Source organism: Microbacterium sp. STRO-1N, assembly GCF_057748015.1.
The window spans coordinates 2370526-2382681 of record NZ_CM173234.1 but is presented as its reverse complement, the minus strand read 5'-3'; the positions used below and the strand labels follow the sequence as shown (position 1 = coordinate 2382681).

The window sequence follows — 12156 nt, the reverse complement described above, 5'->3', positions numbered from 1 at the left end:
ATGGCCCTGAACGTCAGCCTTGTCTCCGCGGATGCGGAGGTCTGGTCGGGCGAGGCGAGCCTCGTCGTCGCCAAGACCGTCGAGGGGGAGATCGGTATCATGACCGGTCACGAGCCCGTGCTCGCCATCCTCGCGCAGGGCGAGGTGCGCATCACCCGTGAGGACGGGTCCAAGGTGCTCGCCAACGCGCAGGACGGTTTCCTCTCCATGGAGGGCGACACCCTGACGATCGTGGCAGGCAACGCCGCGCTCATCGCCTGATCCGACCGATTCATCTCATCGAGGCGCCCGTCTCCGGTTCTCCGGGGCGGGCGCTTCGATGTTTCCGTTCTGGAAGTCCCATGAAGATCCTGCTCCCGCCATCCGAGACGAAGCGTCCGGGCGGTGACCTGCCCCCGATGCGCATCGGGTCTCTGTCGCTGCCCTCTCTGGATGCTCGACGCGAGGCGGTCGTCGACGCTCTCGTCGGTCTGGCCGCGGACGAGGACGCGGCCAGGCGCGTGCTGAAGCTGAGCGAGCGTCAGGCAGGGGACGTCCTCCACAACCGTGCGCTGCGGACCGCTCCGACCATGCCGGCGGTCGACCGCTATACCGGCGTCCTCTACGACGCGCTGGATGCGCCCCGTCTGGATGCTGCATCCCGCGCGCATCTGCACGATCACGTCCTGATCCATTCGGCACCGTTCGGCCCGATTGCCGCGCTGGATCCGATTCCGATGTACCGTCTGGCTGCGGGGACGTCGCTTCCCGATCTGGCTCCGCTGCGGCGGCACTGGGCGGATGCCGCGACGCAGGCGCTGGCGGAGGAGAACCCGTCGTTCGTGCTCGATCTGCGCAGCGAAGCCTATGTCGCGCTCGGGCCGATCCCGGCATCCGTGCCATCGGCGTACGTCAGGGTGGTCTCGGACGTCGACGGGGCGACCCGCGCGCTCAACCACTTCAACAAGAAGGCCAAGGGCATGTTCGTGCGGGCCTTCGCCGAGGACCGCGTCGCCCCCACGTCCCCGCGCGGCCTGATGGACTGGGCGGCTTCTCGAGGAATCCGGCTCCGGGAGACCGCGGAGCCGGGCATCTGGGAGCTCGTCGCCTCGAGCTGAACGTCCGTGTCATGGTGCGCCGCGCGCTTCGTTGCTTGCCGTGGAGCGGTATGGGAGAGTAGTCGTGCTTCGGCTTCGGATGAAGCCACTCTAGGAAGGACTTCCATGTCGAACGATGCAACCGGATCCACGGATCCGAACAGCGGAGATCAGACCGGAGCCGGCGTCCCGTCGACTCCGCCCGCCGCACCGGAGCCTCCGGTGACGCCTCCCGCTGCACCGCCCGCCGCACCGCAGCCGCCGACCGCACCTCCTACCACGCCGCCTTCCGCACCGCCGGCGGCTCCCCAGCCGCAGGCGCCGTCGCAGGGCCAGCCGGGCGCACCTGGTTATGGCCAGCCGGGACAGCCGGCGCCGGGGTACGCCCAGCCGGATCAGCCGGGGCCGGGCTACCCGCCCGCAGGCCAGCCGCAGTACGGTCAGCAGCCCGGATACGGTGCTGCGCCCGGTTACTACGGCGCCGCCGCGCCGCTTCAGCAGAGCAACATCACGGCCAACCTGTGGCTCTCGGTCTTCTTCAGCTGGGTTCCGGCGCTGATCTTCTTCCTCGTCGAGAAGGACAAGGTCGCGCCGAACTACCAGCGTGCGAATGCCGCCAACCTCAACTACCAGATCATCGTCGTGATCGCCTATGCGGCCGTCGGGCTGCTCACGATCGTGACCTTCGGCATCGCGGCGTTCCTGTACGCGCTGCTGCCGATCGCTCAGCTGATCATCGGCATCATCCACGCGATCAACGTGCCGACCCAGCTGCAGTCGGGCCAGGAGGGCAAGTTCTACCTGGCACCCAACTGGGTGAAGTGACAGCGTCGGGCTGACGCGAAGAAGGGGAGCCCCCGACAGGAATGTCGGGGGCTCCCTTTCTTCATGCGACGGCCGGATCAGCGCTTGTCAGTGTTGTCCGCCGTGCGCTTCGTGTTCTCCGCCACCACGATCAGGGCGACGACCGCCTCGATCCAGAACCTCAGTACGATGACGGCGACGAATGCGCCGATCGGCGCCCCGATGATCGAGACCAGCAGCAGCATGAACCCGCCGCCGGCGTTGAACTGCATCAGTCCGATTCCGCTGGCGATGCCGCCGAAGAAGTAGATGAGGAACGCGAGAGCGATCACCACGAGCCCGACGGCGTAGAAGATGCCGGCCAGCTTGCGGGAGATGAATCGCTGGAATGAGAAGTCGAACAGGGAACGGAAGAACGAACCGGCGCTCAATGGACCCTGGGCGGGTGCGTGCATGGCCGGCCCGTGCGGCCCCGCCGCGCCTGGGCCGCCGGGGCCGGGATATGCGCCGGGTGCTCCGGCGCCCTGGCCTCCTGCACCGGCGCCCGCTGGGCCGCCGTGAACCGGAGGCTGCGCGCCGTGGGCCGGAGGCTGGGCCGCGGGTTGCCGCGGCGCGGCGGCGGGCTGGTGCGCGGGCGGCACCGGCGGTGGGGTCTGGTCACCGGTGGGGTTCGACGGCGTGTTGTCGCTCATACGATCATCCTCCTCGGGGAATGAGGTCTCTGGGGGACCCTTTGGCGCCCACCCTAGCGAACACAGGGGACGTGGCGGTGGACTGTCACGGGTTTCGGCGTATCCCGCATCCGCCGCCGCTGAGACCGGATAGCGTTGACCTATGGCGTGCTCGCACTGTTCCGTGTCCACTACGATGTGTGGGAGTCCTGCGGCCACCCGGATCGCCGTCGGAACACCGGAGGAAGCTCGTGGCTGACAGAACAGCGCAGACGCTCGATGTGAACGATCGCTTCTCGCTGACCTGGGCGGGAGCGACCGATCAAGGTCGTCGGCGCGACACGAATCAGGATGCATTCCTGGCGGAGTATCCGCTGTTCGTCGTCGCAGACGGCATGGGCGGCCACGCCGGTGGAGAGATCGCGAGCAGGAGCACGATCGACCGTCTGAAGTCGGTCGTCGAGAGCGGGACGGTCGACGCGGAGTCGATCGAGAGCGCGCTCGCGCTGGCTGTCAAGGACATCGCCTCGCATCCGGAGACGACTGACGAGGGCACCGGCACGACGTTGACGGGCGTCTTCATCGATGTCGCCGCCGATCCGCCGCGCTGGGTGTCGCTGAACATCGGCGACTCCCGCGTGTATCTGCTGCGCGACGAGCAGCTCGTGCAGATCACGACAGACCATTCGGTCGTCCAGGAGCTCATCGCCTCCGGCCGACTCAGCCCCGAAGAGGCCGAGGGGCATCCCTACAGCAACGTGATCACGCGTGCGGTCGGCGCGAGCGAGCTCTTCGCGCCCGATTATCTCGGCATCGAAGTGCATGACGGCGATCGTTTCGTCATCTGCTCCGATGGACTGACCAAAGAGCTCACGGACTACGGCATCCAGCACTTCCTGCGTCAGCATCCGGATCCCTCGGGCGCGGTCGATGCGATGCTGGATGCCGCGCTCGAGAACGGCGGCCGTGACAACGTCACACTGATCGTGGTGCAGGTCACCGAGCACTCGCCCTCCACAGAATCCTGATCCGTCGGTTCGAGCGCTGATCCTGTGGACAGGGGATTCCGCCGCGGCCCGGTGGTGTTCGCTGGACTGCATGTCGTCCGAACCTCTCTCGCTGCCCGCGGCCGTGCAGCCGCCCCGGCGCCCGCCGATCCCGTTCGTGGCCGCACTGGTCCCGGTGGCCGCTGGCGTCGTGCTGTGGACCGTCACCGGCTCGATCCTGTCGCTGTGCTTCGCGCTGCTCGGCCCGCTGATGATCTTCGGATCGCTGCTAGACGGCATCCGGCAGCGTCGGCGGGAGACGAAGCGGCTGACGGCTGAGGCCGAAGCGGCGTGGGCGCGCGTCGAAGGCGAGCTGGTCGAGAGGCAGAGCCAGGAGAGTGCTCGGTTGTGGCAGAGGCATCCGGATGTCGCGCGCTGTCTGAGCGATGAGCCGCTGCACGAGGATCGACCGGCCGAGGCGGGCACAGGGCTGGTCCTCGGACGCGGCGAGCGTGCGAGCGAGATCCGGGTGACCGGTGGTGACGATGAACGGGGACGAGAACTGCGTCGCAGGGCTGCGGTGCTCGAGGACGCGCCGGTGGTCGTCCCGCTCGGCCGCGGTGTCTGCATCAGGGCTCCCCGTTGCGTCGGCATGGCGATCGCCCGTGCGATGATCGCGCAGTTGTGTCTGCGACACCTGCCATCCCGGCTGGCGCTGACCGGCCCGCTGCCGGAAGGATGGGGCTTCGCGCACGCGCGCTCGGCGTCCCGCGGTGTCTGGACAGTCGGGGTCGCCGTGGACGGGGTCGTCCCCGCGGCGGACACCGTGATCTGGGTGTGCGCCGTCGAGGACCCTGTCCCAGACGGCATCACGACGGTCATCGACTGCGTGGACCCGAGCGAGGCGACGCTGCGTACGGCCGATGGGACGCAGCGGATCGCCGCGGAGTGCTTGTCAGCTGCGCAACTGGCGGCGCTCGCGAAGATCAGCGCTGATCGCGTCGGCGGAGAAGCAGAGCTGCCCAGCCGTGTCCAGTTGGCGGATCTCGCGCCGACCGCCGACGGCGGCGGGCTCTCGGCGGCCGTCGGACGGCGGATCGACCGCGACGTGGTCGTGGACCTGGTCGCGGACGGACCGCACGCGATGGTGACCGGGATGACCGGCGTCGGCAAGAGCGAGCTGCTGGTGACGTGGGTCGCGTCGATCGCGGCAGCGCACGGACCGGAGGACGTGGTGTTCGTGCTGGCGGACTTCAAGGGCGGCACGGCGTTCGATCCGCTGGCCGGGCTGCCGCACGTGACGGCCGTGCTGACCGACCTGGATGAGGAAGGCGCGCGACGAGGAGTCGAGAGTCTTACGGCAGAGCTTCGGCGACGCGAGCGCGTGCTCGCCGACGCCGGCGCGAAGGACATCGCGGATCCGGCCGTCAGGATGCCCCGGCTGGTGATCGTCGTCGACGAGTTCGCGGCACTCCTGCAGGAGCATCCGGATCTCGGCGCCGTCTTCACGGACATCGCGGCGCGGGGGAGAGCCCTCGGCATGCATCTGATCCTCGGGACGCAACGCGCAGCCGGGGTGATCAGGGACGCACTGGCGGCGAACTGTCCGCTGCGGATCAGTCTGCGCGTCTCGGATCCGGCCGACAGCCGCATGGTCATCGGATCGGACGCGGCGGCTGATCTCGAAGGCGGGGCGCTGTCGCGCGGCATCGCTTTCGTACGACGACCCCAGGATGCCGTCGCCGATGCCATGCGCGTGGCACTGACCGGAGGGGACGAGCTGACCGCGATCGGCTCGCGCTGGGTGCACGCCGAACGGCCGCTCGGACCGTGGCTTCCCGTCCTGCCGACTGAGCTCGCGCTCGAGGGGCTCGCTGCGTCCTCTGATGGCGAGGTGCTCATCGGTCTCGCCGACGAGCCGCAGCGCCAGCGTCAGCCGGCCATCACGTTGCGGGTGGGTCGCGAACGCGGACTCGGTGTGATCGGCGGCCCGGCGTCCGGCAAGACCGCGCTGCTGCGCACGCTGCGCGTCCAGGACACCGGTGCCTTCACGATTCCCTCCGATCCAGAGGGCGCCTGGGACGCCTTGGCGCTGCTGGAAAGCGGACAGGCGGGGGCGGGTCTCATCCTCTGCGACGACGTGGATCGACTGCTCGCGGCGTATCCGACCGACTATTCGCTCGCGTTCGCCGATCGCCTCGAGCAGTTCATACGGGCGGCGGAGAACCGATGCATCGTCCTCACGGCCGGTCGAGCGACCGGTGCCGCATCGCGCGTGCTCGAGGCGCTCCCCGAGCGGATGCTGCTGCGACTGCCGACCAGGAGCGAGCACCTCGCGGCGGGCGGTGAGACGGTGTCGTTCCTGCGTGACCGCCCGCCTGGGCGCGGGCGCCTCGACTCGCGTGAGGTTCAGATCGCCTGGGTGCCGCAGGCGGAGGAGGGCGGTGATGCCGGTCGATGGGACGTCGGGGAGCCTTGGCAGCCGCACCGCCGCTTGGTCGGAGTGATCGGCAACGGTTCAGCGCGGCTGCTGGACGGGCTTCGCGCGGCGTTCCCGGACTGGGATGTCGTACCGGCCGGCCCGAGCGCAGGGCCCGAGCCGACCGGTGACGTGCTCACCGCAGTGCCTGTTGCGAGCGGCGGCAGCTTGCGCGGCAGCATCATCGTCGGTGACGGTGAGATGTGGCAGCGCGACTGGACCCGCTGGCAGCGCGTTCGCGCGGAGGGCGAGCTGCTCGTGCTCGCGGAGTGCGCGACGCAGCTGCGCACCATGGTCGGCATGCGCGATCTGCCGCCGTACGCGCGGCTGCATCGAGCGCGAGCGTGGCGCGTGCTCGACGGCAGGCCACCGGCTCGCGTGGTGCTGCCACGCGAGACGCAGACCGGCTGAATCCGGTCCGGTCAGAGCACCTCGCCGACGGGCGTCAGGGGCAGCTCATGGGCGGCGGCGACTCCGGGATTGACGACCGACCCGCCGGCGATGTTCAACCCGGAAGCCAGCGCTGCGTCCTTCGCCATCGCCGTGCGCCATCCGCTCGCCGCGATCGCGCGCGCGTAGGGAAGGGTGGCATTCGTCAGAGCCGAGGTCGACGTGTTCGGGACCGCCCCTGGCATGTTCGCGACGCAGTAGAACACTGTGTCGTGCACCGCGAACGTGGGGTCGTCGTGGGTCGTCGGACGCGTATTCTCGAAGCATCCGCCCTGGTCGACGGCGATGTCCACGAGCACACTGCCCGGTCGCATCCGCTCGACCATCGCGTTCGTGACGAGCTTGGGGGCTCGCGCGCCGGGGATCAGCACGGAGCCGATGACGAGGTCGGAATCGACGACGGCGCGGCCGAGGTCCAGCGGGTTCGACGCGGCCGTCTTCACACGACCGGCGAAGTGATCGTCCAGCATCCGCAGCCGTGGGATGTTGGTGTCGAAGATCGTGACGTCCGCGCCCATGCCGCTCGCGATCACCGCCGCGTTCGCTCCGGCCACGCCGCCGCCGATCACGGTCACGCGGGCCGGTCGCGTGCCGGGGACACCGGACATCAGCAGGCCGAGGCCGCCCTGCGAACGCATCAGGGTATGGGCGCCGACGAGCGGAGCGAGTCGTCCTGCGACCTCGCTCATCGGGGCGAGAAGGGGAAGGCCTCCGCCGGCGAGCTGCACGGTCTCGTATGCGATGGCCGTCATGCCCGACGCGGCGAGTCGGTCGGTCAGCGGTCGGTCGGCGGCGAGGTGCAGGTAGGTGAACAGCGTGAGGTCGTCGCGGAAGTACCCGTACTCGCTCGCGACGGGCTCCTTGACCTTCATCAGGAGTTCGGCGCGCGCCCAGACCTCGGCAGGGTCCTCGACGAGAACGGCCCCGGCATCGCGGTATTCGGCATCCGGCATGGACGATCCGGCACCGGCGCCTGATTGCACGATCACCTCGTGCCCCGACTGCACGAGATCGTGCACGCCGGCCGGTGTCAGGGCGACGCGGTACTCGTTGTTCTTCACCTCGGTGGGGACGCTGATCCTCATCGTGGCTCCTTTCCTCCCCTCCTCATCGAGGGGTTCACCGCCCCGGGTGGGGGCTCAGATGGCGATGCCGGGGCGGATCGCTCCGACATCGCTCCCGCCGCCGGTGATGGCGAGGGGAAGTGCTTCGGCCAGGGCCTGGACGTCCGCGTCCGCGAGAGCGCCGGCGCGGGCGAGCAGCGTCGCCGCGACGATCGTGGACGCGCGGGGGGAGCCGTCGAGCATCTTCAGCGCAACCGTGGCGCCGCTCGGCGCGACCATGACCATCACGCCCTCCGCGCCGCCCTTGGCGAACACGCCGAGCTTCTCGATGGCGATCGTGTCGGGCTTGCCCGGACCCTCGATGGTCCACGGGTTCTCGCGGACCGCGCGCACGAGTGTTCCTGCCACGCGGTGCAGTGCGAACGGCGAACGCTCGGATGCCGAGCCGATGCGATGGATCGCGCGCGCGAGTCCGGTCAGCGTCATGGCGTAGACGGGGGCGCCGCAGCCGTCGATCGCGGTGTGCGCGATCTTCTCGCCGGTCAGACGCTCGACCACCTCGCGGATGTGCGCCTGCAGCGGGTGCGTCGGGTCGAGATATCCCTGTGTCGGCCATCCCGTCGCCACGCACGCGCGCAGCATCGCCGCATGCTTGCCGGAGCAGTTCATCCGGATCCGGCTGGGGGAGCCGTGATCGCGGACGAGGTCGTCGCGCGCGCCGCTGTCGCTGGGCCAGGCGGGCGGGCACGCGAGATCGTCCTCGTTCAGTCCACCCGCCACGAGCATCTCGCGCACGGTCTCGACATGACGGTCCGTACCCACGTGGCTCGCGGTGGACAGCGCCAGCTGCTCGCCCTCGAGCGGCGCGCCGGCCGTGATGCAGGCCACGGCCTGCAACGGCTTGAGGCTGGAGCGGGGGAGGATCAGGGCATCCGCGTTGCCGTGACGAGCGACGACTTCACCGTCCGGCGCGAGGACGACCGCCGCCCCGACGTGGCGGGATTCGATGAAGCCGCTCCGTTCGACGACAGCGAGTTCGACGGCATCCGCAGCAGTGAGAGTCTCCAGCACCTCACAAGCCTAACGCGGGTGCCAGACTGGGGACATGAGCCTGGGCGAACACCACTATGAACTGACCTCGACCTGGACCGGAAACCGTGGCACCGGCACGAGCGGGTACCGCGAGTACGCCCGCGATGTGACGATCCAGGTCGACGGGAAGCCCGAGCTGCTCGCATCGTCCGACAAGCCGTTCCGCGGCGACCCGGCACGCTGGAACCCCGAGGATCTGCTGCTCGCGTCGCTGTCCGAGTGCCATCTGCTGTCCTACCTGCACGCGTGCGTCACGGCAGGCGTGGTCGTCGTGTCCTACCGTGATCGTGCGACAGGGGTGATGCGCGAAGACGGCAAGGGCGGCGGCGCGTTCGCTGAGGTCGTCCTGCACCCCGAGGTGGTGGTGGTGGATGCCTCGATGATCGCCGCTGCCGAGCTGGCGCACACGCAGGCCAACGCCTGGTGCTTCATCGCGAACTCGGTGAACTTCCCGGTGCACCATGAGGCGACGGTGTCCGCGGCATCCGAGGCCTGAGGCCGTCGGAGGGCTGCCGGAGAGCAGGTGGGCGCTCAGCGCCGCTCGTGCGGCAGCGCCTGCTTGATCTTCTCGATCGTGCCCTGTGCCGGAGCTTCGTTGTAGGCATCGGCCAGCTCCTGGCCGGAGAGCGCGTGGATCGCGGCCATGATCTCGTCGGTCGCGAGGCGCCGGGCCTTGCCACTGGTGGCCTGCCCGTGCGCGGACAGATCGATCGGCTCGCCGAACTTCACCGTGATGCGCTCGCGCAGCGACGGCATCTTGGCGCCCTTCGGCATGACGCGATCGGTGCCGATCAGGCCGACCGGCACGACCGGTGCGCCGGTCTGGAGTGCGAGGAACGCGACGCCGGTTCGACCCTTGTACAGCCGGCCATCCGTCGAACGCGTCCCCTCGGGGTACAGCGCGACCGCCAGGCCCTCGTCGAGGAGTCTGCGCTGCTGGTCGAGCGCGTCCAGCGCCGCCTGTCCGGCGCCGCGTCGGACCGGGATCGCGCCGATGGACTCGAAGAAGGTGCGGCTGAGCGCGCCGCTGATGCCGGTGCCCTCGAAGTAACTGGACTTCGCGAGGAAGTGCACCGGCCGAGGTGCGGCGACCGGGATCGCGATCGAGTCGATGAACGACAGATGGTTGCTCGCGAAGATGACCGGACCCGTGCGCGGCACGTTGTCCTTGCCCTCGACGCGAGGGCGGTACACGAGGCGCGCCAGCGGGCTGATGACGGCACGGCCGAGCGCGTACGTGAAGCCTGCATGACGGGGTGTGTCGGACTCTTCCACCGACGTTTCGGGCGCGTCGGAAGGCTCAGAGGTCATTCGTTCAGCCTACGCCCGGGATCATTCCGTTACCGGAATGCAATCGCCGGTGGCGTGGGATCCGCTGTGTCTCCCAGCGCGGGCAAAGGCGGATGCGCCAGGATGGACGACGTCCCCTTCCCTGACTCGAGGTCTTACTGTGCGCACGCGTCCGATCGCCCTCCTTTCCACCGTCGCCGCGGCGACCCTGCTTCTCGCAGGGTGCGGCTCGAGCACACCGGAGGCCACGGAGACCCCGGATGCCTCGGCCGACCTCTGCTCGGTGGCTGCAGCATCCGGTGATGCCTCCGACGGCGTCACGGTCGACGGCACATTCGGCGAGGTGTCGACCGCGACGTTCGAGACAGGGCAGACCGTCGACGAGCTGCAGCGCACCGTCGTCAGCGAGGGCGACGGCGACGAGATCGCGGACGGCGACTACGTCGCGTACGCGTTGAGCGCTTTCGACGCGGCGACCGGTGACCGGCTCGGCGACGCCGGCTACACCGACGGCGAGCTGCTGCCGGCTCAGATCACTGCGGACGCATCGCTCGCTCAGGTCATGGGCTGCGCCACCGTCGGCACCCGCCTCTCGGTCGCGTTCCCGACCAGCGAACAGGCCGCAGCGCAGTTCTACATCATCGATGTGCTCGGCGTCACGCCGACCGCCGCCTGGGGAACCGAGCAGGAGCCGGTCGACGGCATGCCGACCGTGGAGCTCGCCGACGACGGCGAGCCGAGCGTCGAGATCCCGGATGCCGATGCCCCCACCGAGCTGCAGGTCGCCGTGCTCAAGGAGGGCGACGGCATGCCCGTCAGCGCCGGCGACACGACGCTGCTGCAGTACACCGGCGTCAACTGGGACACCGGCGAGGTCTTCGACTCGTCCTGGAAGAACGGCGCACCGATCTCGATCGACGGCAACACCTACGTCGAAGGATTCATCCAGGCGCTCGAGGGCCAGAAGGTCGGCTCGCAGGTGCTCGTGGTCATCCCTCCGGCGCTGGGCTACGGCGAAGCAGGATCCAGCGAGCACGAGCTGGCCGGACAGACTCTGGTGTTCGTGATCGACATCCTCGCCAACCAGACCGCCGCGGTCCAGCAGTAACGGCGCCGCTAGGCTGGCGGCATGCGTCGCGTCATCGTCCTCGGCTCCACCGGCTCCATCGGCACTCAGGCGCTGGATGTGATCCGCGCCAACCCGCGTCGCTTCGAACTGGTCGGGCTCGCGGCCGGCTCGAACACGGAGCTGCTCGCACAGCAGGCGCAGGAGTTCCGTGTCGACGACACCGCGCTCGGCGCGGATGAAGCGCAGGCGCTGGTGCGCGATGTCGAGGCGGACGTCGTCCTCAACGCGATCACCGGGTCGATCGGTCTCGCATCGACGCTCGAGGCGCTGAAGGCCGGCCGCACTCTGGCGCTCGCGAACAAGGAATCGCTGATCGTCGGCGGGCAGCTCGTGCTGGCCGCGGCATCCGATGGCCAGATCGTGCCCGTCGACTCAGAGCACTCGGCGCTGGCGCAGGCGCTGCGCTCGGGTGCGAAGGAGGAAGTGCGCCGTCTGGTCGTCACCGCATCAGGCGGGCCGTTCCGCGGACGTACGCGTGCGGAACTGGCGAACGTCACCCCTGCAGAGGCACTCGCGCACCCGACCTGGAACATGGGCCGAGTGGTCACGACGAACTCGGCCACCCTCGTGAACAAGGGGCTCGAGGTGATCGAGGCTCATCTGCTGTTCGACGTCGACTACGACGACATCGACGTCGTGGTGCACCCGCAGTCGATCGTGCACTCGATGGTCGAGTTCATCGACGGCTCGACCATCGCGCAGGCGTCGCCGCCGGACATGAGGCTCGCGATCTCGCTGGGCCTGGATTGGCCGCACCGCGTCGGCGGCGTGGGGCGTCCCATGGACTGGACCCAGCCGACGCAGTGGACGTTCGAGCCTTTGGACGACGAGGCGTTCCCCGCTGTCGCACTGGCGAAGGCGGTCGGACGTGCGGGGTCGACGTTCCCTGCGGTCTACAACGCAGCCAACGAGCAGGCGGTCGATGCGTTCCACGACGGTCGACTGTCGTTCCTCGGGATCGTCGACACGATCGCCGCCGTCGTCGACGCGCACGAGCCGCCGGACCAGCTCACGGTCGCGTCGCTGAGCGAGGCGGAGCGCTGGGCGCGCGAGCGCGCCGACAGGCTCATCGCGTCCTGACCGCCCTCCGACCGCGAGTCGCATTCTGCGTGGTG

At 69.3% G+C, this 12156-nt stretch carries 12 protein-coding genes; 8 read left to right on the top strand and 4 right to left on the bottom strand.

The genetic code is table 11. The annotated features are described in order from the left end of the window. The 3 genes from AC3ANJ_RS11535 to AC3ANJ_RS11525 all read left to right on the top strand — a co-directional run bounded on the left by AC3ANJ_RS11535 (nt 1) and on the right by AC3ANJ_RS11525 (nt 1901). Complete coding sequence (locus AC3ANJ_RS11535; RefSeq protein ID WP_264157494.1) at nt 1-261, top strand: F0F1 ATP synthase subunit epsilon; 261 nt, start codon at nt 1-3, stop codon at nt 259-261. Between the two features lie 80 nt (nt 262-341). Then, nucleotides 342-1097, top strand: coding sequence for a YaaA family protein (locus AC3ANJ_RS11530; RefSeq protein ID WP_488316426.1), 756 nt, complete (start codon nt 342-344; stop codon nt 1095-1097). 105 nt (nt 1098-1202) lie between these two features. Then, entirely contained in the window at nt 1203-1901 is a 699-nt protein-coding gene (locus AC3ANJ_RS11525; RefSeq protein WP_488316425.1) for a DUF4870 domain-containing protein, read from the top strand. 77 nt (nt 1902-1978) lie between these two features. Here the strand turns inward: AC3ANJ_RS11525 and AC3ANJ_RS11520 are convergent, their stop codons facing one another. Next, nucleotides 1979-2572 carry a DUF4282 domain-containing protein gene (locus AC3ANJ_RS11520; protein ID WP_488316424.1) on the bottom strand — a complete coding sequence of 198 codons (594 nt, stop codon included), beginning with the start codon at nt 2570-2572 and terminating at the stop codon, nt 1979-1981. A 230-nt stretch (nt 2573-2802) separates the two neighbouring features. Between AC3ANJ_RS11520 and AC3ANJ_RS11515 the strand changes: the two genes are divergently transcribed. Next, on the top strand, nt 2803-3579 hold the full coding sequence (locus tag AC3ANJ_RS11515; protein WP_488316423.1) for a PP2C family protein-serine/threonine phosphatase: 777 nt from the start codon (nt 2803-2805) through the stop codon (nt 3577-3579). 70 nt (nt 3580-3649) lie between these two features. Further along, nucleotides 3650-6427: an FtsK/SpoIIIE domain-containing protein gene (locus AC3ANJ_RS11510; RefSeq protein ID WP_488316422.1), complete on the top strand. Its 2778-nt coding sequence runs from the start codon at nt 3650-3652 to the stop codon at nt 6425-6427. An 11-nt stretch (nt 6428-6438) separates the two neighbouring features. On the opposite strand, the gene ald is transcribed toward AC3ANJ_RS11510, so the two are convergent. Together ald and AC3ANJ_RS11500 are read right to left on the bottom strand one after the other, a co-directional pair. Next, entirely contained in the window at nt 6439-7551 is a 1113-nt protein-coding gene (ald, locus tag AC3ANJ_RS11505; RefSeq protein WP_488316421.1) for an alanine dehydrogenase, read from the bottom strand. 54 nt (nt 7552-7605) lie between these two features. Next, the gene (locus AC3ANJ_RS11500; protein WP_488316420.1) at nt 7606-8601 is read right to left on the bottom strand and encodes an asparaginase; all 996 of its coding nucleotides are present in this window, start codon (nt 8599-8601) and stop codon (nt 7606-7608) included. Nucleotides 8602-8635: 34 nt separating this feature from the next. On the opposite strand from AC3ANJ_RS11500, the gene AC3ANJ_RS11495 reads away from it, so the two are divergent. Continuing rightward, on the top strand, nt 8636-9118 hold the full coding sequence (locus AC3ANJ_RS11495) for an OsmC family protein (RefSeq protein ID WP_488316419.1): 483 nt from the start codon (nt 8636-8638) through the stop codon (nt 9116-9118). A gap of 35 nt (nt 9119-9153) precedes the next feature. Here AC3ANJ_RS11495 and AC3ANJ_RS11490 read toward each other — a convergent pair whose 3' ends face one another. Then, on the bottom strand, nt 9154-9933 hold the full coding sequence (locus AC3ANJ_RS11490; RefSeq protein WP_488316418.1) for a lysophospholipid acyltransferase family protein: 780 nt from the start codon (nt 9931-9933) through the stop codon (nt 9154-9156). 139 nt (nt 9934-10072) lie between these two features. Between AC3ANJ_RS11490 and AC3ANJ_RS11485 the strand changes: the two genes are divergently transcribed. Continuing rightward, entirely contained in the window at nt 10073-11020 is a 948-nt protein-coding gene (locus AC3ANJ_RS11485; RefSeq protein WP_488316417.1) for an FKBP-type peptidyl-prolyl cis-trans isomerase, read from the top strand. A 21-nt stretch (nt 11021-11041) separates the two neighbouring features. After that, nucleotides 11042-12121, top strand: coding sequence for a 1-deoxy-D-xylulose-5-phosphate reductoisomerase (dxr, locus tag AC3ANJ_RS11480; protein ID WP_488316416.1), 1080 nt, complete (start codon nt 11042-11044; stop codon nt 12119-12121). Nucleotides 12122-12156 lie beyond the last annotated feature (35 nt).